The sequence below is a fragment of the Sorangium sp. So ce385 genome, assembly GCF_051474135.1.
Lineage (GTDB): Bacteria > Myxococcota_A > Polyangia > Polyangiales > Polyangiaceae > Sorangium > Sorangium cellulosum_D.
Map to the genome: position 1 here is coordinate 5,575,212 of NZ_CP150337.1, position 25,081 is coordinate 5,600,292.

At 71.9% G+C, this 25,081-nt stretch carries 16 protein-coding genes; 5 read left to right on the top strand and 11 right to left on the bottom strand.

What is annotated here, in order from left to right:
• Window positions 1-159: 159 nt before the first annotated feature.
• On the bottom strand, window positions 160-930 hold the full coding sequence (locus tag WME83_RS20255; protein ID WP_437320930.1) for a S1 family peptidase: 771 nt from the start codon (window positions 928-930) through the stop codon (window positions 160-162).
• A 464-nt stretch (window positions 931-1,394) separates the two neighbouring features.
• Entirely contained in the window at window positions 1,395-5,333 is a 3,939-nt protein-coding gene (locus WME83_RS20260; protein WP_437320931.1) for a serine/threonine-protein kinase, read from the bottom strand.
• Between the two features lie 386 nt (window positions 5,334-5,719).
• On the opposite strand from WME83_RS20260, the gene minD reads away from it, so the two are divergent.
• Together minD and minE are read left to right on the top strand one after the other, a co-directional pair.
• Window positions 5,720-6,547 carry a septum site-determining protein MinD gene (gene minD, locus WME83_RS20265; protein ID WP_437320932.1) on the top strand — a complete coding sequence of 276 codons (828 nt, stop codon included), beginning with the start codon at window positions 5,720-5,722 and terminating at the stop codon, window positions 6,545-6,547.
• 11 nt (window positions 6,548-6,558) lie between these two features.
• On the top strand, window positions 6,559-6,873 hold the full coding sequence (gene minE / locus WME83_RS20270; RefSeq protein ID WP_437320933.1) for a cell division topological specificity factor MinE: 315 nt from the start codon (window positions 6,559-6,561) through the stop codon (window positions 6,871-6,873).
• A gap of 206 nt (window positions 6,874-7,079) precedes the next feature.
• Here the strand turns inward: minE and WME83_RS20275 are convergent, their stop codons facing one another.
• Window positions 7,080-8,021, bottom strand: a complete 942-nt coding sequence (locus tag WME83_RS20275) for an SWIM zinc finger family protein (protein ID WP_437320934.1) — start codon at window positions 8,019-8,021, stop codon at window positions 7,080-7,082.
• Window positions 8,018-11,173: a DEAD/DEAH box helicase gene (locus WME83_RS20280; protein WP_437320935.1), complete on the bottom strand. Its 3,156-nt coding sequence runs from the start codon at window positions 11,171-11,173 to the stop codon at window positions 8,018-8,020. Before WME83_RS20280 ends, WME83_RS20275 begins: the two co-directional genes overlap by 4 nt.
• Before the next feature lie 550 nt (window positions 11,174-11,723).
• Between WME83_RS20280 and WME83_RS20285 the strand changes: the two genes are divergently transcribed.
• Window positions 11,724-12,827 (top strand): hypothetical protein, encoded by a 1,104-nt coding sequence (locus WME83_RS20285; protein WP_437320936.1) that lies wholly within the window; start codon window positions 11,724-11,726, stop codon window positions 12,825-12,827.
• Window positions 12,828-13,023: 196 nt separating this feature from the next.
• Here the strand turns inward: WME83_RS20285 and WME83_RS20290 are convergent, their stop codons facing one another.
• The 3 genes from WME83_RS20290 to WME83_RS20300 form a co-directional block, all read right to left on the bottom strand.
• The gene (locus WME83_RS20290; protein WP_437320937.1) at window positions 13,024-13,626 is read right to left on the bottom strand and encodes a peroxiredoxin; all 603 of its coding nucleotides are present in this window, start codon (window positions 13,624-13,626) and stop codon (window positions 13,024-13,026) included.
• 11 nt (window positions 13,627-13,637) lie between these two features.
• A complete protein-coding gene (locus tag WME83_RS20295; RefSeq protein WP_437320938.1) occupies window positions 13,638-14,267 on the bottom strand; it encodes a DUF3501 family protein in 630 nt (209 codons plus the stop codon).
• Between the two features lie 212 nt (window positions 14,268-14,479).
• Window positions 14,480-16,891, bottom strand: a complete 2,412-nt coding sequence (locus WME83_RS20300; protein WP_437320939.1) for a hypothetical protein — start codon at window positions 16,889-16,891, stop codon at window positions 14,480-14,482.
• Window positions 16,892-17,168: 277 nt separating this feature from the next.
• On the opposite strand from WME83_RS20300, the gene WME83_RS20305 reads away from it, so the two are divergent.
• Entirely contained in the window at window positions 17,169-18,131 is a 963-nt protein-coding gene (locus tag WME83_RS20305) for an SMP-30/gluconolactonase/LRE family protein (protein WP_044985996.1), read from the top strand.
• 37 nt (window positions 18,132-18,168) lie between these two features.
• Here WME83_RS20305 and WME83_RS20310 read toward each other — a convergent pair whose 3' ends face one another.
• On the bottom strand, window positions 18,169-18,942 hold the full coding sequence (locus WME83_RS20310; RefSeq protein ID WP_437320940.1) for a queuosine precursor transporter: 774 nt from the start codon (window positions 18,940-18,942) through the stop codon (window positions 18,169-18,171).
• A gap of 78 nt (window positions 18,943-19,020) precedes the next feature.
• Between WME83_RS20310 and WME83_RS20315 the strand changes: the two genes are divergently transcribed.
• A complete protein-coding gene (locus tag WME83_RS20315) occupies window positions 19,021-20,004 on the top strand; it encodes an asparaginase (RefSeq protein WP_437320941.1) in 984 nt (327 codons plus the stop codon).
• Here the strand turns inward: WME83_RS20315 and WME83_RS20320 are convergent.
• From WME83_RS20320 to WME83_RS20330, 3 genes are all read right to left on the bottom strand, one after another.
• The gene (locus WME83_RS20320) at window positions 19,972-21,573 is read right to left on the bottom strand and encodes an amidohydrolase family protein (RefSeq protein ID WP_437320942.1); all 1,602 of its coding nucleotides are present in this window, start codon (window positions 21,571-21,573) and stop codon (window positions 19,972-19,974) included. The genes WME83_RS20315 and WME83_RS20320 overlap by 33 nt on opposite strands.
• Window positions 21,574-22,148: 575 nt before the next feature.
• Window positions 22,149-23,540 (bottom strand): hypothetical protein, encoded by a 1,392-nt coding sequence (locus WME83_RS20325; protein WP_437320943.1) that lies wholly within the window; start codon window positions 23,538-23,540, stop codon window positions 22,149-22,151.
• 191 nt (window positions 23,541-23,731) lie between these two features.
• Window positions 23,732-24,802, bottom strand: coding sequence for a hypothetical protein (locus tag WME83_RS20330; protein WP_437320944.1), 1,071 nt, complete (start codon window positions 24,800-24,802; stop codon window positions 23,732-23,734).
• Between the last annotated feature and the right edge of the window lie 279 nt (window positions 24,803-25,081).

A 25,081-nucleotide genomic window follows, 5' to 3' on the forward strand; every position in this document is an offset into this window, starting at 1 on the left:
CAATTCAGGGGAATGTGTGGCTCGGGGCACGGTCGCCGGCGCCCGGTCCCGGAGAACCGCGATCTCCTGTCCGGTGGATCGCGGCGATGGGCTCGCGATGTAGGTGTGAATGCGAGAGGAGAGAATGAACCCTGGCGACGCGGCTCGGGCGGCGCGGGGTTAGGGCGCGGTGACGAACGGGTCGATGAAGTCGCGGGAGAGGTCGACCCGCGCATGCCAGCCGTCGATGCAGATGCTGGGCGCCTGCACCCCTCCGAACGACGTCACGCCGACGATCGTGGGGACGCCGTTCACGTCCATCAGCGCAGGCCCGCCCGAGTCTCCCACGCACGTGTGGTGGTCCCGGTCGCCGAGACCGACCAGAGACGGGGTCACGGTGTGGACGGTGGTCGACACGTGGAGCTTGAGGCCGCCAAACCCCCAGATCTCATGATCATCGCCGAAGCCGATCAGCCGGCCCGGCTCGCCGATCCTGTCCGCGGTCAGCGGCGCCCGGTTGTATGGAAGCGGCTGGATGGCGACCGGCTCCGCGAGAATGGCCACCGCGACGTCGTGCCCCGCTTGATGGTTCGTGGGGTCGTACGCGGGGTCGATGTGGGTCTCGACGACGTTCACCCAGAACGCCTCCTCGCCAAAGGAGTCGGTGCCGAAGAAGGCCGTGACGGTCCCGCCGTCGACCTTGTCCGGCGTCACGCAGTGGGCCGCGGTCAGGAGCACCTTCGGAGCGATGAGCGAAGCGGTGCAGATCGACCCGAACTCCTCTCCTTGCGGGTAGATGCGCAGCATCGCCACGGCCGGATCGCCCTCGTCGACGGTGCCCCCGATGATGCCCGCGGGCGTCTCGCCCGTCTCGGCCAGGGGGAGGTCGTCCACCTCTCCCGTGCACGCCGAGAGGATTGCTGCGGCCACGAAGACGATGCCTTTTCTCATGATAAGCTCCGCTGGGTTGTTGAGCTGCGCGCGAGGGGCCGAGGCGCGGGCGTGAGCTGCCCCGAGAGCGCCCCGAGGACCGGAGAACAGCGCTCTTCCGGCAGCCCAGCCGGCCTCGGTCCTCGAGGCTCGTCGGGTCCCTGCGCCGCCGCTCGATGGCTGCCTGGTGAATGCCGGCGACCTCGGTCGCCCTTCGCGCGAATCGCACGGGCCGAGATATTTTCTGCTGCGCGCACCACGGCGCGCCGGGCGAGCTCGGCGCAGCGGTGACGTGGGCTGCGCGACGCGCTACGGCGAGCGCTGCGCGCATCGTGCGAAGCCCGAGTGCGCGATTTAGTAAGGCTAACTAACTTATCGTGATCAGGCTCCGCCGCGGGGAGGGCCTGGAGGGCGGCGCATCGTCCCTCGCCGGCGGACCGGGACGTCCGCCGGCGGACCGGGACGTCCGCCGGCGGACCGCGACGTCATCGATGCTCGCTCAGCCACGCCCGGGCGAGCGCGAGCGTGCGGGCGTTCTCGGGCACGTTCTCGAGGAAGCCCGCGCGCCACGCGCGGTTCGCGATCTTCGCGGCGCGCGCGAGCAGCCGATCGCGGCCGAGCGCGATGGCGGCGCGGGCCCCGCCGAGGTCGCCCGACGCCGCGAGCGCCTCGGCGTGCACCAAGTAGACGAGGGACTCGCCCGTCTCGAGGTGCCCGCGCGAGGTCACCGCCGCGGAGGCCAGCTCGGCGGCGCGCGCGGCGCTCTCGAGCGCCTCGGCGGCGCGTCCCTGGGCCAGCAGCACGTTCGCGAGCGTCGCGAGCACGCACGGCACGAGCGGGGGGACGTCGGCGAGGAGCTCGCACGCCCGGCGCGCCTCGGCCTCGGCCGCGGCGAGGTCCCCGGCGAGGCGGAAGACCTCGGCCAGGTAGATGTACGTGCCGCCCTCGAGCCGCCGCTGGCCGGCCGCCACGAAGTGCCGGCGCGCCTCGAGCTCCAGGGCGCGCGCCTCGTCGAGGGCGCCGAGGTGGAGGAGCGCGCGGCCGAGGTTCTCCTTGGCGTGCGCCACCGTGTTCGCGAGCGCCAGGCGCTCGGCGTCGGCCAGGGCGGCGCGGATCAGGGCCGCGGCCTCGGCGTACGCGCCGAGCTCGTTGCAGAGGTGCCCGGCGTTGCTCCGCGAGCTGCACGCCATGCGCGCGTCGCCCGCCTGCGAGAAGCCGTGCGCCGCGGCCTCGCAGCGCTCCCGCGCGGTGCCGAGATCCCCCGCCAGGATCGCCCGGTGCATGCCGAGGCGCAGGATCGTCGCGCTCACGGCCGGGTCGCCCCGGAACCGCTCGGCCACCGCGTCGATCCGGCGGCACAGCGCCTCGGCGTCCTCGCACTCGCCGCGCAGGACCAGGAGCCCGCTCGCCGCCTGCGCCATCACGATGAGCTCGGCGCCGCGCGCCGCCCGCTCGGACCAGCGCGCGCACAGCGCCCGGGCGAGCGACGTGGCGCTCTCTTCATGGCCCAGCGGCGTGGCCGCCAGGGCCACCAGGTTCGCCGCGCGGTACCAGCGCACGCTCCCCTCCGGCAGCGCCGCCATCGCCGCGACCGCGTGCCGCTCGGCCGAGGCGAAATCCCCGCGGTAGCGGTGCGCCTCGGCCTGGATCGTGGCGAGCTCCCCGAGCTCGTCGCCGGCCGCGCCGCACGCGATCGCGCGCTCGGCGCGCTCGATCGCCGCCGCGTAGTCGTTGCCGCCGAGCGCCTGCTCGGCCGCGCGCCGGTAGCAGTGGATGGCGCGCCCGCGCTCGCCGCCGAGCTCGAAATGGGTCGCCAGGACCATCGCGTCGGTCTCGCCCGACTGGGCGAGCCACTCGCCCGCGAGGCGGTGGCCGAGCGCCCGATCGTCCTCGGTCAGCATCTCGTAGACCGCGTCGCGCAGGAGCGCGTGCCGGAAGGCGTACTCGATCTCGCCGTGGAACTTCGCGTCCGGCCGGCGCGCGATGAGCTCGCGCTGCTCGAGCTCCGCGAGGCCGGCGTCGAGCTCGGGCTCGTCGACCCAGGCGCCGAGCAGCGCCCGCGCCGCCCCGCGCCAGAACACCTCCCCGAAGACGCTGGCGGCGCGCAGCAGCCGCCGCGCCTCCGGCACGAGCCCGCCGAGGCGCGCCTGCATCATCGCCAGCACCGTCTCCGGGACGCCGCCGGGGCCGCCCTCCATCGCCGCGCGCACGAGCTCCTCGAGGAAGAACGCGTTGCCCGCCGACCGCCCCACGATCTCGGCGACCGTGGCCGCCGGGGCGCCCGGCCCCAGCGCCTCCCGCACGAGCCGCTCGCACGCCTTCAGCGACAGCTCCTTGAGCCGGAGCTCGGTCAGCGCCCGCTCCCCCCAGAGACCCGGGAACGCCTTGCGCACCTCGGGGCGGGCGAGCGCCAGCACCATCAGCCGCTCGCCGGCGAGGAGCCGGAGCGCGGCGTCGACGTACTCCACGGTCGGCCGGTCGCCCCAGTGGAGGTCCTCCAGGACGAGCAGGACCGGCCGGGCGGCGCACTCGGCCCGGGCGAACTCGACCCACGCCCACTGCATCTGGTCGCCCATGCGCTTCGCGTCCTGCCGCGCCGCCTGGAGCAGCACGCTGTCGTCGTCCGGGAAGGGCGTGCCCACCATCTCGCCGAGGAACTCGGTGACCGGCCGCCGCAGGGGCTCGGGCACGTGCGCCGACACGCGCGCGGCGAGCTTCTGCCGGCGGGCCGCGATCGGCTCGCCGTCGAGCAGCCGCGCCGCGCGCCGGACGATCTGGCCGAGCATGCCGAACGGCGCGCCGACGCGCATCGAGTCGCCGCGCGCGGTCCAGATCTCGACCGGCTCCCCGCGCGCCGCGAGGCGCCGCACGAGCTCGTGGCGCAGGCGCGACTTGCCCACGCCGGCGCCGGCCGTGACCAGCACCGCGCGCGCCTCGGACTCGGCGGCGCACTCGTCGAAGGTCGCCTGCAGGAGGAGCAGCTCGTGCTCCCGTCCCACGCACGTCGTCGGCTTCCCGAGGAGCCGCCGCGCCTCGTCGGCGGGCTCGATCTCGCCGACGAGCACGAGCCCGCCCGCGCCGCGCGAGACCTCGAAGCGGTCGCTGAGGAGGGCCGCGGTCATCGGGTCGAGCAGGATCGGTGGCGCGCCGTCGGCCGGGCCCTCGGCGCGGCCCTCGAGCAGCGCGCTGGCGCGGTCGATGACCTGCTCCATGGGCTGCGTCCGCTCGACCTCGTCCCAGCCGGTCGCGAGGGCCACGCGCGCGCCGGGCAGGAGCCCGCGGATCGTCAGGGCGCAGCGCGCCGCGCTCGTGGCGAGCTCGGTGGGCGAGCCGGCGCCCGGGAGCAGCGCCGCGAGGGAGCCGTCGCCGAGCAGCTCGAGCCGGGCGCCGTGGCGCGTCACGACCTGGCGGAGCGCCTGCGCGGTCAGGGCGAGGGCGTCGAGCGGGGGGGCGCCGCCGAGGGGGGCGGTCCGGTCGGCGGCGGCGAGGCCGCGCCCGATGTCGCCCGCGCCCGCGGCGAGGATCACGCTGGCGACGCGGCGCTCGCGGCCGGTGAGGGCGGCCGACGAGGCGGGCGCGCTCGACGAGGCCGGCCCGGAGGCCCGGGCCTCGAGCGCGCGCAGCGCCTCGGCCACGGCGGCGGCGCTGCCGGGCCGCGCGGCGGGCTTCTTGGCGAGCAGCCGCGCGACGAACGCGTCGAGCGCCGCCGGCAGCCCCGGACAGAGCGAGCTCGGCGGCGGCGCCTCGTCGAACACCACCTTGGCGAGCGTGGCCACGAGCTGCGCGGCGGCGAAGGGCGGCCGGCCCGTCAGGCACGCGAACAGCACGCACCCGAGCGCGTACAGGTCGGCGCGGGCGTCGATCTCCTGCTCGCCGGTGACCTGCTCGGGCGGCATGAACGACGGCGTGCCCAGCGTCTGCCCCTCGCGCGTCAGCGCGTACGTGGCGTCGCGGAGGTGGACGAGGCCGAAGTCGACGATCTTGACCCGATCGAGGTCGCCTTGCGGGAGGAAGAGGTTCTGCGGCTTGATGTCGCGGTGGACGACCCCCTGGCCGTGCGCGACCTCGAGCCCCTCCGCGACCCTGGCCGCGAGCCGGAGCGCCGCGGCCGGCTCCAGCCGTCCGCGCGCGAGCCGCGCGCCGAGGTCCTCCCCCTCGAGCCACTCCATCACGAGGTACGGCTCGCCGTCCGCCATCACCCCGTGATCGACGTACCGGACGATATGGGGGTGCTGCAGCGCGGCCAGCGCGCGCGCCTCGCGGGCAAACCGCTTGAGCGCCTCCTCGCTCGGGTCCCGGAGGACCTTGATCGCCGCCGGCTCGCCGGTCTCGACGTGCCGCGCGAGGTAGACGGTGCCGAGCGAGCCCGCCCCGGCCCGCCGCTCCACCGCGTGATGCGGTCCGATCCGCTGCCCCGGCGTCATTCCGACAACAGTATTGCATAAGCGACCGCGCTCCCGACCGCGGGCGCGCAGGGGGCCCGGGGCGATCGACCCGGAGATCCCGACGACCGGGCCGCCTCTTCCCGCGAAAATGCCCGCGATCCGCGGCCGCGCGGCGCTTGCCTACATGTAGGGAATTTGGAACCAGGTTGCCGGATGGGGTACCCTGCAAGTTTCGCCGCAAAAAAGTTGTTCGTTCGGCGCGCCATGACGTACCCAGTCGAGCGCGTCCCCGGCCTCAAGGGAATCGGGTGGGCGCCGAGCTCCGAACACGTCGACGGCGCCTCCTCAGCGCCGGAGAGACGGGCATCCGGGCGGGCTCGGCCGTCGGACAGCCACGTCTTTCGAACCATCTAAGGAGGTTTCTGGTGTCAAAGGTAGTCGTCGTCACCTCGGGCAAGGGCGGAGTCGGCAAGACCACCACGACCGCAAACCTCGCGTCCGGTATCGCGGCTCTCGGTTACAAGACGATTGCCATCGATTTCGATGTGGGTTTGCGCAACCTCGACCTCGTGATGGGGTGCGAGCGCCGCGTGGTCTACGATCTGGTCAACGTGATCCGCGGCGAGGCGACGCTCCGCCAGGCGGTGATCAAGGACAAGCGGATCGAGACCCTCTATGTGCTGCCCGCGTCGCAGACGCGGGACAAGGACGCGCTCACGATGGACGGGGTCGGGCGCATCCTGGACGAGCTGCGCGCCGCGGGCTTCGATTACATCTTCTGCGACTCGCCGGCCGGCATCGAGTGGGGCGCCCAGATGGCGATGTATTTCGCGGACGAGGCGATCGTGGTGACGAACCCCGAGGTCTCCTCGGTGCGCGACTCGGATCGCGTGCTCGGCCTGCTCGACGCGAAGACGCGGAGGGCGGAGCTCGGCGAGGAGCCGGTGAAGACGCACCTGCTGCTCACGCGGTACGCGCCGGCGCGCGTCGCGAAGGGCGAGATGCTGGGGCACAAGGACGTGCTGGAGCTGCTCGGCATCCCGCTGCTCGGCGTGATCCCGGAGTCGCAGGCGGTGCTCCAGGCGTCGAACGCCGGGACGCCCGTGGTGCTCGATCCGACGAGCGACGCGGCGCAGGCCTACCTCGACGTGGTCCAGCGCTTCCTCGGCGAGGAGCGGCCGCACCGCTTCCTCGAGCCGGCCAAGAAGGGGTTCTTCAGCCGAATTTTCGGCGGCCAGGCGGCGACCGCCTAGGGGGTTGTGCCATGTCGATCATGGATTATTTCCGGAGGTCGCAGCCGAAGTCGGCGACCGTGGCGAAGGAGCGTCTGCAGATCATCGTGGCGCGCGAGCGCGTGCGCCCGACGGGCGAGCCGGATTATCTGCCTCGGCTCAAGCAGGAGCTGCTCCAGGTGATCTCGAAGTACGAGCGGATCGATCTGGATCAGGTGAGCGTCAACGTGGAGCGGAGCGGCGATTGCGACGTGCTCGAGCTGAACGTGGTGCTCTCCGAGTCGGAGCGCGCCGCAGTGCGCGCCGCCGCGTCCCGCGCAGGCGCCCCGACCGCGCGGAGCTTCTGACGGGGCGCGCGCGGGGCGCGCCTCGATCCGGTTCCAGCGCTCCACCGGGTCCAGGAGCTGGACCGCACTTTCCACCGCGCGGGCGCGTGGCGCCGCGCCACCCGGATCGTTAGGTAGCCTAACGATCGGATTTCCCGCTTCGACGAGGGCCCTCCTGTTCCACCGCGCGGGCGCGTGGCGCCGCGCCACCCGGATCGTTAGGTAGTCTAACGATCGGATTTTCCACGTCGACGAGGGCCCTCCGCCATCGCGATCTCCCGCGCCCGCTCGGACGCCGCCCGGATCAGCGGCCCGAGGAGCTCCGCCGGCGATCGCTCCTCGGTCCAGCCCGGCGGCGCGCCGAGCTGCGCCAGCAGCGCCCCGCGCGACCGCGGCGGCTCCAGCGCCACGTCGAGCGCCGGCGGCGGCTCGCGCCAGGCGTCGAAGTCCCTCGCCGCCATCGGGCCGAGCGTCACCGTCGCCACGGGCGGCTCGTCGGCGGCGCAAGGCGCGCGCTTCCGACCCGCGCCCCCGCGCGCTGTCCGTCCCCTCGCGCCGCCCGGCGCGGCGCCGCGGGCGGCGCGGAGCGCCTCGAGCACCTGCGCGCGCGTGCGCCCGCGGAGCTCGAACAGCAGGAACGGGTCCTTGTCGAGCGCCTCCCCGAGCACGTAGTGCGTCGCGGCGACGTGCTTGCAGGGGTTCGCCCAGTCGGGGCACGAGCAGGCCGTGGTGAGGTCCTCGGGCCGCTCCGGGAACAGGCTCGCCCCGGCGCTCCGGAACGCCTCGTCGATCTCCTCCGGCATCCGGCCCGCGAGGAGGTCCGCCGCGAACTTCGCCCGCGCCGCCATGGCCGCGATCGCCTTCGCCCACGTGGCGTCGTCGAGCCGCGCGAGCGTGAGGATCACCTTGTACGGCTTCGGCTGCGAGCCGGTCACGCGCGCCGTCACCAGGCCCGGCTTCACCTCGAGGTCGTGCGTCCGCCCGGCGCGCGCGTACGTGCGCCCGCGCCCGAGGCGGGCCGCGTCGTCCGGCGACATCCGCTCGAGCGCCTCCACCCAGCGCTTGCCCCACCAGGTCGCGCCGGCCCGCTTCATCCGGATCCCCCGCGCCGGCGGCGGCGGCTTCGGCCCGGCCTCGCGGCGGATCAGCGCCCAGCGCGGCTCGCTCATGTCCGCGCCTCGCCCCGGCCGCGCGCCCCCCGGCGCGCCGCTCCTCGCGCGGCGCCCGGCCGCCGGCCCTCCGCGGGCCGCTCCCTCGGCTCGCCCCGCTCCGACCGCTCGTCCTCCGGCTCCGGCTCATCGCGGTCGTCCAGCTCGCCCGCGAGCGCCACCGCGTCCCGCGACAGCGCGAACAGCTCGCGCAGCGACGCGTCGTCGAGCTCGGTGATCCACGCCTCGCCCTCGCCCACGACCCGCGCCGCCAGGTCGCGCTTCTGCTCCAGCATCCGGTCGACCTTCTCCTCCACGGTCCCCGCGCAGACGAGCTTGTGCACCTGCACCGCGCTCCGCTGCCCGATCCGGTGCGCGCGGCCCGACGCCTGGTCCTCGACCGCGGGGTTCCACCAGCGATCGAAGTGGAACACGTGGCTCGCCGCCGTCAGGTTGAGCCCCGCGCCGCCGGCCTTGACCGAGAGGACGAAGACGCGCGGCCCCCGCGGATCGTCCTGGAACCGCCGCACCATCTCGTCGCGCGCGAGCCGCGGCGTGCCGCCGTGCAGGAACAGGACCTCGGTGTCGAGCGACGATGCGAGGTGCCGGACCAGCCGCTCGCCCATCTCGCGGAACTGCGTGAACACGAGCGCGCGATCGCCCTCCGCGAGCGCCTCCTCGAGCATCTCGGTGACGCGCGCGAGCTTGCCCGACCGACCCGCGAGCGGCCCCGCCTCCCCGAGGTACTGCGCCGGGTGGTTGCAGATCTGCTTGAGCATCGTCAGGAGCGCGAGCACGAGCCCGCGGCGGGCGATGCCCTCCGCCTCCTCGATGCGGCGCATCGCCTCGTCGAGCGCCGCCTGGTAGAGGGTCACCTGCTCGCGCGTGAGCGCGCAGAAGACCCGCGCCTCGATCTTCGGCGGAAGGTCCGGAACCACGGCAGGATCCGTCTTGATGCGACGCAGCAAGAACGGTCCGACGATGCGCCGGAGCCGCTCGGCGGCCTCCCGGTTGCCGTAGCGCTCGATCGGCACCGCGTAGGTGCGCCGGAACGCCTCGAGCGGGCCGAGCAGGCCGGGGTTCGCGAACTCGAGGATCGACCAGAGCTCGGCGAGGCGGTTCTCGACGGGCGTGCCGGTCAGCGCGATACGGTGCGGGGCGCGGAGCGCGCGCGCGGCGCGGGCCGTGCGCGACGCGGCGTTCTTGATGTTCTGCGCCTCGTCCAGCACGGCCGCCGCCCAGTCCACGCCGGCGAGCGCCGCGGCGTCGCGGCGGAGGAGGCCGTACGTGGTCACGACGAGCGCGCCGCCCGGGCTGCCGTCGCCCTGCGCGCCGCCGCCCGCGCCGGCAGCCCGCGCCGCGAGCTCCTCGGCGGAGCGGGCGCGCCCCTCGCCGTAGTGCCGCACGAGGGGCAGGGCAGGGGCGAAGCGCGCCGCCTCCCGCTCCCAGTTGCCGACCACCGACGTCGGCGCGACGAGCAGCGCCGGCCGCGCGTCCTCCGGCGCCGCCGCGCGCCGGCCCACCAGGAACGCGAGCAGCTGGACCGTCTTGCCGAGGCCCATGTCGTCGGCAAGGCAGGCGCCCAGCCCGAGGCTCGCCATCGTCTGCAGCCAGGCGACGCCGCGCGCCTGGTACGGGCGCAGCGCCCCCGCGAACCCCGCGGGCGGCGCGGCGGCGCGCTCCGCGCCCGACCGCAGCCGCGCGATCGCCTGCGCGAGCGCCCCCTCGGCGACCACGGGGACCGAGAGGCCGTCCACCTCGGCCTCGCCCGCGAGCGCGACCTCCAGCGCCTCGCGCGCCGGCAGGCGCCCGCCGCCGGCCTCGAGGCGCCGCTGGATCTCGGCGAGCTCCTCGGGCACCACGACGACCCAGGCCCCGCGATGCCGGACGAGCGGCGACTTCTGCCGCGCGAGCGCCGCGAGCTCGCGCGCCGAGAGCGGCTCGTCGCCGAGCGCCGCCTCCCACGCGAACTCGAGCGCCTCGTCGAGGCCGAGCCCGGCGCCGCCCGCGACCACGCCGGCCGTGCGAGCCGCCCCGCCGACGCGCAGGCGGAGGCGCAGGCGGCGCTGCCCCGAGGCGAGGAGCTCGCCCGGCACGATCACGCCGAACCCCGCCTCGCCCAGCGCCGGGGCGGCCTGCGCGAGGAAGGCCCACGCCTCCGCGGGCTCGAGCGCCACCTGCTCCGGCCGCGCCTCGCCGAGGGCGCGCGCGATCGGCGCGAACAGCCGCGCGGCGGCGCCGAGGGCGCCGAGGAGCGCCTCCTGCGGGTCGGAGAACGCGCGCCCGAGCGCCTTCAGCGTGCGCCCCCGGGCCTTCCACACGTCGGCGGCGGGCACGAGCAGGCTCGGATCGTCGGTCGCCTGCAGCAGGAAGCGGAGCGCGAAGCCGCGGTCGCCCTCGGGCAGCTCCAGCCGGAAGCACGCGCGCACGGCGTCGCAGGCCCCGAGCGCGGGCCGGACCCAGGCGTCGAGGTCGGCGACGAGCGCGCGCTCGGCGAGCCCCTCGGTGGCGAAGGCGGCCTGCGGGCCCGTCAGGGCGAGGACCAGCCGGTGCTCCCAGGGGGCGAGCGCCGGCCGCGGCGGCGCCTTGGGGCGGTTCGTCGCGCTGCCGCGCGCGAGCGCGTCGGCCACGGCGTCCAGGAACGCGCGCAGCAGGGCCTCCGCGGACCACACCTCCGGGGCGGCGCCCGCGCGGGGGCGCCCGCGGCCTCCGCGGCCATCGGGAGCGGCGGCGGCCCGCGCGCCCGCCGGCACCGCGTGCGCGGCCGGCGGCATGGCGCGGGCGAGCGCCGCGACGCGCGCGGCGTCCTCCGGGGCGGCGAGCGACGCCGCCCAGCGGGCCTCGGCGCGCTCGCCGGCGGCGCCGGCGGGCGCGACGCGGGGCACGACCCGCTCGCGCACCACGAGGTCGAGCGCGAGCTTGCTCGCCAGGCTCCACGCCGCGACCGACGGCGGCGCTCGCCCGAGATCGCCCTGGGCCATGCTGGCGAGGGCGGACACGCCGTCGAGGAGCGGCGCGGCCTCTCCGGTCTTCCTCACGGCGCGCCCCGCCTCGGAGACCACCACCGCCTCCGCCGGGGTCGTCGCGCCGAGCGACCGGGCCGCGAGCCGATCAGGGGCCGTGTCGTCCCAGAGGAAGAAGCGCAGATCGTCGGGCAGGAAGACGAGCGGCATCGACGCGCAGATTCATGGCACAGCGGAGCAGGACGAAAAGGGGCTTCGCGCCTCGTGAGGTGAAAAAAGCGATTGGCCGGACGGGAGCACGCCCACTGAATCATGGCTGTGGCCCATTCCGGAACGAGGCCGTGAATTGCCATGATTTGTTAGGAAGACCCGATTCGCAGGATCGGAGAGCGTGCCACGGAAAAAGAACATGGTTCGATGGAATGCGCGCCGCGGCCCGCGGCGCTGGACGCTCGGCGACCTCGACCGTGACCCTCGCGCAGGCTCGCCACGGGCACGCGCGGCTAAGGAGCCGGTCGAGCGCCGGCGGGAGGCGCTCGGCCACCCTGCTCGGCCATCCTGGTAGAGGTGGTGACGATGGGCTGCGGGGCTGGAGGGCGGGCATGTCACGAGCGATCCGTGACATGTCACGCGCCATCCGTGACATGTCACGGTGGACGCGCTCTCTCTCTGCCAACGCTGCCGCGGAAATGCGCCCGATCTCGCAGCCCAAAGGCTGGCCCGACGATTGCTAACACCGGCGGCGTTGATGAAGCGAGAGATGAACCGCCAAGACATCAAGGACGCCAAGACAGGATTCCCTTCTCGGCGGCTTTGCGGTTCGAAGCTCTGCGTTTTCACGAGAGAGAACCGAGGCCAAAGCATGCGTTCAACAATGCGACCCACCCATTTGCGCCCTATGTCGTCGCTCGGCACCTTGCGTCCGGCGTCCGTGGAGACGCCCGAGAGCGGCGATGACCACGCGGAAGCCACGCATCGTCGCCGCCCCACCTCCATGCCCGCGCTGCGGCTCTCGCGGCTCGGAGGCGCGCTCGCCGCGGTGCCGGCGCTCTGTCTGACGTTCGCGAGCCCGGCGTCCGCTGCGGTTCCGGGCTACGAGCGGGTGTTCGACATCAGCGCCCTCGATTCGATGTCCACCAAGAGCGTGACCGTGACCTGTCCCGCCGGCAAGAAGGTGCTCGGGACGGGCGCCCGCATCTATAGCGGTCTCGGCGTCGGCTTTCAGCACGTGGTGCTGGACGATATCAGGCCCAACGTGACGCTGACGGCCTTGACCGTCACCGGGTACGAGGACGCGGCGGGCACCAGCGAAGACTGGGAGGTCTGGGCGAGCGCGAACTGCGCCGACCCGATCCCCGGCCTGGAGCGGATCCAGGCGGTCAGCGCCAGCGATTCGCTGTCCAACAAGAGCGTGACCGCGACCTGCCCGAGCGGCAAGATGGTGGTCGGCAGCGGCGGCGAGATCACGAACGGCCTCGGGCGCGTCCTCATCGACGACCTCCGTCCCAACTCGCTGCTCACCAACGTCACCGTGACCGGCTACGAGGACGCGCTCGGGACGAGCAACAACTGGACCGTGACCGCCTACGCCATCTGCGCCGATCCTCTGCCCGGGCTCCAGCGCGTCGCCTCATTCAGCGCCGTCAGCTCCAGCAGCAAGTGGGTCAGCGCGGACTGCCCGACCGGCACGGTGCTGCTCAACTCCGGCGCCGAGATCAGCAGCGGCATAGGCTTCGTCGGCCTGATCGAGATGGGTCCAGTCAACCTGCTGACGATGTCGAATCAGACGGCCGCCATCGAGATGATGAGCGGCACGACGAACAGCTGGGCCGTGGACGCCTATGCGATCTGCGCCACGCCTTGATCGCGGTCGAGCGGTGAGCGGGTGACGTGCTCCCCGGGGGCCGGTGGTTCAGCACGGCCGGCAGATGGCCCCCGGCCTCACGGACATGGATGGATCCCTCCGCCGCGCCCGTCGAGAGCGACCGGACGGAGGGGAACCCGACGGTCTCTCGCCTGGACCAGGTCACCCGGCCCGGCTCCCGGCGCTCGCGAGCCGGTCAGAGCTGCCCGGCGTGCTCGGAGAGATAGGCGGCCACACCGGTGGTCGAGGCCGTCATGCCGCGCTCGCCTTTCCGCCATCCGGCCGGGCAAACCTCGCCGTGCTGCTCGTGGAACTGGAGCGCATCGACAAGCCGGATCAGCTCGTCCATGTTGCGCCCGAGCGGCAGATCATTGACGATCGCGGAGCGCACGACGCCGTCCCGGTCGACGAGGAACGCCGCGCGAAGGGCCACGCCGTCCTGGTTCTCGACGCCGTAGGCGCGGCAGATCTCGTGCTTCACGTCGGCCGCCAGGGTGAAGCGGACCGGCCCGATGCCGCCCCGCTCCACCGGGGTCTCGCGCCAGGCGTGGTGCGTGAACGCAGAGTCTATCGAGACCCCGATGACCTCGACGTTGCGCTCGCGGAACGCCTCGATCCGGTGATCGAGCGCGATCAGCTCCGAGGGGCAGACGAAGGTGAAGTCGAGGGGATAGAAGACGAGGAGCCCGTATTTCGACTCGATGGCCTTCGAGAAGCGGAACGCGTCGGAGATCGAGCCGTCCGGCAGGACGGCGGCGCAGGAGAAGTCAGGGGCTTTCTTGCCCACCAGCACGGTCATATCCATTCCTTTCACGGACAATCGGCGACAGACGACAGCATCGGAGCGCGGGCGGCCGGCGTGCCGTCCGCGCCGAGGCCCAGGGCGAGCTCGTCCACCGTCTCGCGCGGAAGCGCGGCGGTCTCGAGCCCGCCCGCGTGGTGGACGCCCAGGCGGACATCCGCGCGCCGCTCGAGCAGCGCGCGGACGGCGGCGTGGTCGAGGGGGAACCGCAGGTATTGCACGGGGCAACAGGGGTCGTCCACCGGGGAGAGCAGCTCGGCGGCGACCCTCCGCTCGCCGAGCATCAGCATCACCACGGCCTGCCCCGCGGCGAGGCCCGCGATCAGGGCCTGACCCGCGAGCGGGGGCCCGCCATGGATCATGAGCGTCGCGGTGAGCTCACCGGCCCTCGGGATGAGGCGGTCGTGTTCCGCGATCTCCTCCCTGATGCGCTCGGGCCTCACGGGACGATCGAGCCAGAGGATCTCCTGGATGTGGTAGAGGACCGTCTCGCGCGACTCGAACAGGACCGAGACGTGGAGGCCAACGGTCACGCGGCGCCGGCGCTTCAGCTCGATGATGCGGCCGCGGTACCTCGCGCGCACGAGGTCGTAGGCGTCGGTGGAGAGGAGATCTTCGGGGGCGATGGCAGGGGTCATCGAATTCTCGTCCCGGCTGAGCGCAAGCCCACGAGCCCACGAACGGGAGCGGAGGCGCGACCGGCGGCGGAGAGCGCGTCCCGGCGAGCCGCGCTCGACGGTGCGTCCGGGATAGCACGGGCCCTCGGAGACGCAAATGAAATTCACTTTCATTTTCAGGGTGGCCGTGACGTCTTGGCGGCCCATCTCTCGATCGATGACCCTGACCGGCGCTAGAGGGGCCCCTCCACCGTGCAGAACCCGTTGATGCAGCGGTTGGTCGGATCGCAGCAGTCGGCGGCCGTCTCGCACCGCTCCTGAGGTTGCGAGCACTGCCCGTCCGGCGGGGCGTTCGAGCAGATGAGCTCGCCGTCGGAGCCGGGCTGGCAGTACCCGCCGCAGCACTGATCGCCCGTATCGCACGGCGCGCCCTCGGACCGGCACGGATCGAGCACCCAGAACCCGCGCGCGTTGCCCGCGAGCAGCTCCTGCGCGGGCAGGTAGAACGCGGGGTGGCTCGGGTCGGTGCCGGGCGTCGCGTCCAGGTCGATGGCGGCGACCCAGAGCTTCTTGGTCGTGATGTTCTCGACGAGGTCCACCCCCCGGGGATCGCTGCAGAACGGCGGGATCGTCGCCGCGTTCCCGTACAGGCGGCGGCTGGTGAACACGACCCAGGCGTAGCCGCCCGACGCGACGGGGTTGACCGTCGGCTCGTAGTTCATGTTGACATCGTCCTTGTGGCGGCTGTCGATGTCGCCCACCGAAGTCCCGTCTGCAGTGCAGGTCATCACGACCGGCGTGCTCAGGCTGGGCAGGTAGGTCGAGCGCGGGCCGTCCCGTCCGTTCAGCAGGTCGAGGGGGACGGCCGTGCCCGAGCCATCGATGCTCCCCCAGGCGAGATGGGCCTTGGCGCCCCGGCGCGTCCTCAGATCGCCGAAGTCGTCGCCCTCGTTGCCCGGGTCGGTCTGGTGGTGGAACACGACCGATTTGCTGTCGGGGAGGAACGCCGGCCACCCCGGGCGCGTGCCCTCGGGCTCGCCGGAGTCGTCGACGATGACGTCCGGATCGGTGAAGTCGCCCGTCATCGCGTCGAACTTCATCACGAAGAGCTTCCTGCGGGGGTTCGCGCCAGGGCCGGACATCGCGTTGAACACGACGTGGGTGCCGTCCGGCGAGAACGCCGGCGTCCCGAGCTCGTAGGCCACCTCGTCGAGCCCGGAGGTCGGGCGGCGCGTGGAGCTCGGCAGCGAGAGGAGCTCGCCCGCCTGGGTGAGCGCGATCGACCCGTCCGGAGAGATCGCGGCGAAGGGCGCCGCGATCGAGAGGGCGTGCTCGGTGGCGCCCGCGGGGGTCAGGTCGTAGGCCGCGCTCAGGCCGTAGGAGTCGAGCCCGTTCTGGACCAGGAGCCGTGATCCGTTGGCCGAGACCGAGTGACAGACCCGGCACTGGCTGTTGTCGCCGTTCCCCCCGGCGACGAGCTGGGGCGCGGTGTCTCCCGCCCGGATCGACAGCACGGCCCCGCCGAACCGGCCATTGCCGCCCACGGCCCCGCCGTAGTTCTCCGCCAGGCGGGTGCCGTACGAGTTGTAGTAGATGATCCCCGACAGCCGGGCCGGGGCGACGGTCCAGGTCTGGGAGATCGGCCCGTACGCCTGTCCCTCGCGCGCGACGGTGAGGCTCACGGTGAGCCGGTCCGGCGAGCCGTCGGGCGTCGGCCCTCCGGCGCTGTCGGTGGCCGTGGTCCAGACGTCCTGGGGGATCGGGTGCCGGATGAACGGTCCGCCGGTGGTGGACAGGATCTCGGGCCGCCCGAACGTCCCTTTCCACGAGAACGAGCCGCTCGTGGTCCTGAGCTCGATCTTGATCGCGTCGGCGTCTCCGGGCGTCCATCGCCACATCAGGAGCGGCGCGAGCAGGCCTCGAGGCCATACCGTGCCGTCGTACGGGTAAAGGAGCTTGAGCTGCTCCGCCCCGCCGTCGCTGGTCGGGTGCTCCAAGGCGTCGAGGGTGGCCGTGCTCGTGACGGCCACGCCGAGGCCCTCGCCGCCGACCCCGCCGACGCCGCCGCCGAGCGTGAGCTGCGTCGGATCCGTGGCGATCTGCTGCGCCTGGGCCGGAACGGCCGCGTCGGCGCCGTTCTGCGCGGCGGTCAGCTGGATCAAGACGTTGCGCTCGACCGTCTCGCCGTTCAAGCCGGCCCGCACGGTGACGAGGCCGCCCATGGTCCCCTTGGGGGTGAACGTCGCCATGCTCGCGGGGCCCGCGCTGATGGCCCCGAGCTCGCCGCGGTCGACCGACCATGCCACGTTGATGGGCGCGTCCATCCGCATCGCCGTGTAGCTCACGGAAGGCGGTGTCTGCCCCGCCGCGACGGCGATCGTCTGGAGGTCGCTCGGCTCGACCGTGAACCCGAGCGGGACGCTGCCCCCGCCGCCTCCGACACCCGGGCCCGTGGGGTCGAAGTCGTCGCCCGAGCTGGAGCTGTCGCCTCCTCCCGTCGTGGTGCCCCCGCCGCCGCCGTCGACTCCTCCGCCAGACGCTGCGGACCTCTCGATGCCTGGGCCTTGCGCCGAGCACGCAGCGAGGGCAACCCCGAGGCTGAGCGCTGCCACCAGCGTGCTGCACGATTGAAGACGACTTCCCATGTGGAAATGGAGCTTACATGAACGTGACAACGGGGTTCAATCCGGATTCCGGTGGAACACCCGTGTTCCGCGGATGAAACGTGCTCGCAATCGTGGCGTCTCGCCGAGGATTGCCCGCCGCGCCGGCCACGGAGGCCCTCGCCCTCGCGCGCCGCGCTCGTCGACCTGGCCCGCCGGGTGACGCGGCGGTTCCCGATACCCCCTCGTGGACGGGATGGGGATGGTATGCTCGCCCGCGTCGAGCGCGCGGCGAGGCGCCGCGCCGGGAGGTCGATCCATGTCATCTGTGCGGGGCTTCACCCTCGATCCGGCCCGGATCGAGCACGTTGGGCAGGGGCTGGTCCGGCCGGAGTGTGTCATCGCCGAGGCGGACGGCACGCTCTGGACCTCGGACGCCCGCGGCATCGCGACGCGCATCGATCCCGACGGCAGGCAGGCGACCCTCGGCCCGGACGTGGGCGAGCCGAACGGCATGGCGATGGACCGGCAGGGCAACCTCATCGTCGCCGCCCTGTCCGGCGGCAAGGTCTACAAGCTCCACCGCGACGGCCGGTCCGAGGTCCTCCTCGACTCCATCGACGGCATGCCCCTCGGCGCCGTGAACTTCTGCTTCATCGACTCGCGCGACCGCCTCTGGATCTCCGTCTTGACACGGCAGCTCCCGTGGTGGCTCGCCGTCGCGGGCAACATCCGCGACGGGTACATCGTGCTCGTCGACGAGAAGGGCCCGCGCATCGTGGCCGACAACCTCAGCATGACGAACGAGGTGCGCCTCGACGCCGACGAGAAGTTCCTTTACGCCGTCGAGACCATCCCCGGCCGGCTGCTCCGCTTCCCGGTGCGGGACGACGGCAGCCTCGGCGATCCCGAGCAGTTCGGGCCCGACAACCTCGGCATCGGCGGGTACATGGACGGCTTCGCCTTCGACGCCGAGGGCAACATCTGGGTGGCGGCGGTCTGCCGCAACGGCCTCTCGGTGATCTTCCCCGACGGCAGCCACCAGACCGTCTTCGAGGACCCGCGCCCCGAGGTCCTGGAGGCGATGACCCTGAAGCAGAAGAGCGGCACCATCGAGCCGATGGATCTCGGCGCCTGCGCCGGAGACACCGTTCAATTGCCTACCAGCATCACGTTCGGCGGGCCCGATCTCCGCACGTGCTACATGGGGTCGCTGGCGATGCCGCGGCTCCTCACGTTCCGCGCGCCCGTCGCGGGGCTGCCGCTCGCGCACCTGCGGTGATCGACGAGGTGGGGGCGGGGCGGCCCCGGAGCGCGGCCTATGCCCGCTGCTCCGGGGCGTCGTTGCTCTTCTTGTCGGGCACGAGGTAGATGCCCGGCAGGCTGATCAGGGTCATGGCGAATTTTGTCGCGAGGTTGATGGCGAAGATCTGCCAGATCACGTCGAACGGCAGCACGAAGGCGAAGGCGCCGAGGCAAAACACCAGGTTGTCGACCGGGACGCTGACGGAGTTGCTCGCGAGGACCGCGAGCCACTGGCGCCTGGGTCCGGACTTTCTCAGATAGGCCTCGCGGACCCGATGGAAGATCTCGGTGTCCAGCAGCTCGCTCACGATCTCCGCGACGATGCTCGCGAGCACGATCCGCCACACCGGGCTCAGGATGGCCGAGTACTGCTCGCCGAGACCCCAGGACGGGTCGGACGGCGCTCGTGCGGCCCAGAGGAGATAGAGCGCCATCAGGAGATTGGCCCCGCCGGCGCAAAAAATCAGCGTCTGGGCGCCGCGCTTGCCGATGGTCTTGTGGACCATATCGCGCAAGGTGAAGGTAAGGGGATAGATGAAGGTCCCCATATCGACGGCCAGCGAGAAGACGACGCCGATCTTGAGGCTCGCGATCTGGCTGATGAGCTGCGCCGCGATATAGAACGAGATGACGATGATGGCCGCCGGTCCGACGGCGCTCGCCAGATCTCGGCTCGCCCTCTCGGACGGCGATTCGGGCGTGAGGAGCGCCTCGGGAAACGAGAGCTCCTCGGAAGCGGCGCGCGCCTCGGCAGGGGCGACCGAGCGGAGAGGGGAAGGCTTCGGCACGGGTCAGACCCATTCTCCGCCTTCTCGTCACAGATTTCCAGGTTCAATTCGACGATGACATTGCCAAGGAGCCCCCTCATGCCTCGACTCCACCTCGTCACCACCGGCGGCACCATCGCGAGCCGCGTCGATCCGCAGACGGGCGCCGCCGTGCCCGCCGTCCGCGCGGAGGAGCTCGTCGCCGATGTGCCGGCGCTCGGGCGCGTCGCCGAGATCGCGGTCACCGAGCTCTGCCTCGAGAGCAGCTGGAACCTCGGCCCCGACAGGATCGCGGAGGTCGCGCGCGCCGCGCGCGCTCTCCAGGCCGACCCCGAGGTGGCCGGCGTCGTCGTCACCCACGGGACGGACACGCTGGAGGAGACCGCGTTCGGGCTGGATCTGCTGCTCGACGGCGACACCCCGGTGGTGCTCACCGGCGCGATGCGCGACGCGAGCACGGCGGGCGCCGACGGCCCGCGCAACCTGGTCTCGGCCGCGCGGGTCGCGGTCGCGCCGGCGGCGCGGGGGCTCGGGGTGCTCGTCGCGATGAACGACGAGATCCACGCCGCCCGGTGGGTGATGAAGACCCATACGACCGCGCTCGGCACCTTCGCCTCGCCGGGCGCGGGGCCGCTCGGCGCGGTCGACGGCGAGGGCGTCCGCGTCTTCGCGCGCCCGGCGAGGACGCCGCAGCTCCCGCTCGCCTCGCCCGAGCCGCGGGTCTACCTCGTCAAGATGGCGTCGGGGATGGACGACCTCCTCCTGCGCGCGCTCCTCGACGCCCGGGCGCGCGGGGTCGTGATCGAGGGCTCGGGCGCGGGCAACGTCTGCGGGAGCTGGGAAGGGGCGATCGCGGCGCTGGTGCAGGCCGGCGTCCCGGTGGTGCTGAGCTCGCGCTGCCCCGGCGGCCGGGTCACGCCGACGTACGGCGCGCCCGGCGGCGGGCGGCGGCTGCAGGGCCTCGGGGTGATCGCCGCGGGCGCGCTCTCGGGGCCCAAGGCGCGGCTGGCGCTGATGTTCGCGCTGGGGGCGGGCCTCGACGCGGCGGGGCTACGCGCTTATTTCGATCGCTTTGCCGGGTGAGCCCTCGTTCCGCGCGCCCGGCTGCGGGCCGCGCCGCTCGTCGCCCTTCGCCTGCGCCCTCTGCTTCAGCTTCTCCTCGACCCGCGTGCCCTTGAAGAAGCTCGCGTTGGCCTCCGTGTAGAGCTTGTACGGGTTCTCGAAGACGTACGCCTTGAAGTCCTCGGCGCTGATGACGCCCTCTTCCACGAGGTTCCAGCTCTCGGCGAGCGCCTCGGTGAGGTCGGGGACGTCCCAGTGGCCGACGTCCGAGGAGTAGATGGCGTTGATCTTCACGCCGAGCGGGTTCGCCTTGTCGTTGAACGCGGCCGCGATGGTGCGGTCGTCCGACTCGGACCCGAAGAAGAAGTTGTTCACCCACCGATCGCGGATGTCCTCGATCTTCTCGATGCCCGCGGCCGCGAAGTCGTTGCGGTGCTCCGGCCCGGGCTGTCGCGCGTCGCTCGTGTACCCGACCCCGAGCGTGTCGGCGATCAGCTGCTCGCCCTCGATGGAGCGCCCCTTCACGAGATCCGCGCCGTAGCGCCGGAACAACTCGGTGAGGAGCGCGCGGTCGGTGGCCGCCGGGTCGTAGTGCTTCAGGCCCTCGGGGCCGCGCTTCTGGAAGCGATCCACGAGGTGGATGTAGACCCGCGCGCCCCAGTCCGCCCCGCCCTCGAGCATGCCGATGCGCAGCCCCGGGAAGCGGCGGGTGACGCCGCCGAAGAACAGCGCCTTGGCGAACGCCTCCGAGCCGTCGGCGAAGTGGCCGATGTGGTTGTTCATGTAGTTGCTGATCGACGAGCGCCCGGTCCAGCCCTGGCTGCCATAGTGGGTGAGCACGGGCACGCCGAGCTCGACCACCTTCGCCCAGAAAGGATCGTAGTCGTACTCGCTGTCGATGCCGTAGAAGTCGATGTAGGTCGCGTACTTCGCGATCTCCGGGTGCTGGTCCGGCGGGTACTTCTCCGCGATCGCCTTGATCGGGCGGCGGACGCCGCCGGAGATGTTGATCGCCTTGAGGCCGAGCTTCTTGACGGCGAACTCGAGCTCTTCGATCCCCTCCTCGGGCGTGTTCAGCGGGATGCCGGCCACCGGGGTGAGACGGTCGCTGTACTTGCGGAATAGATCGGCGTGGTAGTGGTTGATCGCGCGCGTCAGCGCCTGCCGCGCGCCCCGGTCCTTCACGGCGAGCGGCGCGAGGGTGTTGTTCGGGAACAGCACCGAGTAGTCGGAGCCCTGCTCCTCCAGCCGCTCGGCGAGCAGCGAGGGGAGGTGGTACGTGGCCACGTCCAGCGTGTTGCGCGTCACCCGCGCCCACCACGGGGACCGGACCGTGCGGTGATGCTGCCGCTCCTCCGGCGTCTGGGTGTACCAGTCCTTGCCGCTGCTGTTCTCGGCGTTGCGGCGGCGGGAGCTCAGCGCCTTGCGCAGATCGTCCACGAGCTTGGCGCCGCCGTACGTGGCGACGAAATCCTCGAGCGCCGGCGAGTAATCGTTGGTGTGGATGTCCGTGTCGATGACGGGGTAATCGAGCTTTTCCTTGACCGCCACGGAGGGCGAGGCCTTGAGACGAGCGATACGGTCGGTCATGAAGACTCCGGAGAAGGGTAGGGGCGCGCCGAGGTCGCCGGTGGATGGTCGATGGCCGTGCTGGCGCGCCGCTCGTTGCAACACGCGTGCCCCGGCGCCGGCGCCGGGGGGATTTGCGCTCTTGACCGCGGATCTCGACGCCTCTCCGGCGCGCTCGCCGCGCCCGCTGCTCGGATTCGAGCAGCGGTTCAGCGCGGCTGCTTCCTCAGCAACAGCCTCAGCAACAGCCGGACCGCCTCGTCGCGCGCGGACCCGGGCGCGCAGCGGCCCTCCCGGCAGCAGCCCCGCGGCGCCCAGCTCCGCGTGTCAGCGATCCCTGGCACGCCAGACGCTGCACGCGAGCAACGTGCCTCGGCGCTACCCGACGCGAGCGGCCGCCGTCGCCTCGATCAGAGACTACATCGATGACTTCTGCCGCCGCTCTCGGCGGGCCGGTGGTGGTCTGGCCCATGATCAGGAGCGGCAGGGCAGCGAACGCGCCGGCCTCGCCTCAGCGCCGGAGCGCCGGCGAGCGTGAGCACGACGCGGGCGAGGTCCCGCCGTGCCCCTGGCGCTGCACACGCCCACCGTCGACGTCAGGGCGCGCTTGCGACGACACGCTCGAATGGACGGTCGTTGGTGGTGGGGTCGACATACACCCCATGCTGCGCGTTGCAGAGAGCGCCGACTCTGGCGGCGTCCGTATAAGCAGCGGCCGTGATGGCAGCTCCGCTCGACGATCCTTCGGAGCCCTCCGTCAGCCAGACTGGCTGCAAGGCGTTGGGGAAGACATTCAGCCTCTCAGCGCGCACGACGAACCGACAGGACTTGCGCGCGTCCGGTCGCTCCACGCACCTCCAGTTGGCAGGAGATCTCACCTGAGACTGAACATTCGTCCGGAACGCGGCCTCCTGCGCGCCATCCATGGAGAACACCTTGGCCAGCGGACCAGCACCTAAGCCAGCGGCTAGATCGAGGCTCGCCATGTTCACGCCGTCCGGGCAGTCCCTGTCTGTAGCGCACTCCGCGGCCCCGTCCTCGAGCGATCGTATGACCTGGGACTGGCGGTTCATGAATTCCAGATTAATAGAGTCGATCAAGCCGGGATCCAGCCCGGTGAGCAATTCGTCGCGCACCCGGTTCTTCAGGGCATCACAGGAAAGCGAGGAGGAGGTACATTCATAACGAGAGGCTTCGTCCTGGGATCTGTCGAGCTTCACGCTGATGATCCCATTGTCGAGCGAATAACTGTAGCGCCGCGTGAGCTTGAACTTCACGTCCGGAGAGCCAGCGATGGTGGGCACCTGACCGGAGATATACAAGAGGAACCCGCCCCCTTGCGGGCGATCATCGTCGAAAGTAACGAACGAGTTTATCTCGGCCTTCGCCGATCGGTCTCGCCGCCGGTCCACGATGCCCTCTACGATCCTGTTGACCAGCGGCGCGAGCACGCTGGATTTCAGGCCGATCTCGGTGGCGCAGCGGCCATAATTGGACAACAGCACATGGCTCAGGTTGATGTGACGCGGCGGGCTCCCGACCAGCCATGGGTAGAAGACACCGGGGAAGATCCCGAACTGCACCGTGACAGCGCCCGCCGGCGGAGCCAGCGGTGTGGTCACCGGGTTGGCGATGCTGAAAGCGGGGCTGATTCGCAGGTTCTCCAGCATCCCCAGCGTGACCGGATCATAGGGAGACGTCTCCCATCTGCTCAAGATGGCGCGCGGGTCTTCGGCGTACAGATCCGCCTCAGCCCGATAAGATCCGGACGAGAACCTCGCGGTCTGATACGCATTGGAGCTCGAGTCGAAGAGCGAGACGCCCGCGAAGTTCGCGCCGTCGGACAGCGCCAGACCTCGATCCGCCAAGGACCCTCTGTGCTCGTAAACGGCGACGCCGTTCGTATCGAGGACGGTGAGCGCGGTCGGCGGAGCGCCGGCGCACCCGAGCCCCATGACCGCGAAAATACCTAGGGTGACTGCTCTCATGACGATCCCTTCCGTCTCCTGTGTTTCATGATCCGGACGTCGCCCGAGAACCTCGGGCGACGTCCGGTGCTCCCGTGGCGGTCCCACCGAGGCGCTCTCCGAGGAGGCAGCGCCCGATGCTCCGACATGTGAGGAGCTCCCCTTCGACCAGCGCGCCGGAGCTCGGAGGGGGCCTCCGGCGCGCGAGGCCGTCAACGTACGACGCGGACCCCGATCGCGTATGCGGTGACGGACCCAGGGTCCGGCCGGAGGAGCTCCTGGCCGTCCGCGACCCACTCACCCACCCCATCCAAGACCGGATACGAGCTGGTCAGCAGGTTGCCCGCGTCGTTCCAGAGGTCCCGAGCTCCGCCGCCCGTGAGATGATACTCCGGGCCGAGAGCCGCGATGGCGGAGGGGTGGGAGGCGAAAGGACTGCTCGATCCGACCGTTCGTTGCTCCAGCCGGCGCACGCCATAGCGCGAACGGAGCCCGATGGCGTACGCCACGATGACCGCTGGATCCCGCTCGATGTGACCCTTCGACGCCGCCGCCCAGGTGCGATCGTTGTACGGATAGGACGCGTAGAGCAGGTTGCCGGCGCCGCTGTACTGGACCTGCGCGCCGCCGCCCGTCATGACATAGGACGACGGGATCTCCACACGAGCGGACGGGTGGAGCGCACGCTCTCCGGCGTTCGAGGCGATGATGGTCTCCCACTCGTCCATCGGGTCGTAGAGGCCGATCGCGTACGCGGTGATCCGCGAGGGGGAGCGCTCGATGTGGTCCTTGCCCGCGACGCTCCACCGGGTGGGACTCGCTGGATAGGAGGCCCATAAGACGTTGCCCGGCACGCTGGGGAAGATGTATGCTCCTCCACCCAGCAGTTTGTAGCTTGGTGGGATGTCCACGCTGGCGGATGGGTGCTGCGCGAGCTCGCTCCTCGCCGAGAAGATCTGGATGCTGAGACCATCCACGATCACGGTGCGCGAGCTCAAATGGACGGTCGAAGAGGGTCGGCTCGCGGTCAGCATGAACGTCTGTGTCTTCGTGGGCGTGAAGGTGCGGCGGCCTCTCGCGGGCACCTCCACCCCGTTGAGCGCAAAGCGGAAGCCCGATGTCGGTGCGGTGATTGACCAATCGACGACGACGGTTTCACCGGACCTGATGCGCTCGGGGGTCACCGTGAGATGACCGGAGAGGCCCTCGGGCACGCCCGGCGGGTCCACCGATCGGGCCACGTCGGTTGCGTGGCAGGAGAGCATTCTTTCGTCTTGCGTCATGATCGTCCCTTTCGTGATCCCTGGGGAAATCGCCCGAACCCGGGTCGTCTCTGGCCGGGGCAGAGGGGCGAAAGCCCGCTCGTGGGCGACATCTCCGAGAGGACCGTCCCCGCGAGCGCCACGCCCAGCCCCTCACTGCTACGGGGACAGGGCGCTCCGGTTTCGGCGCGCGATCCATCTTCGGTCATGACGGCGATCAACGCGCCGCTGATCGCGAGCGATCGCCAGAGCACCCAGCTCGCGCCCGCGTGCAGCAGGACGTTCTTCGGTTGTTCGATA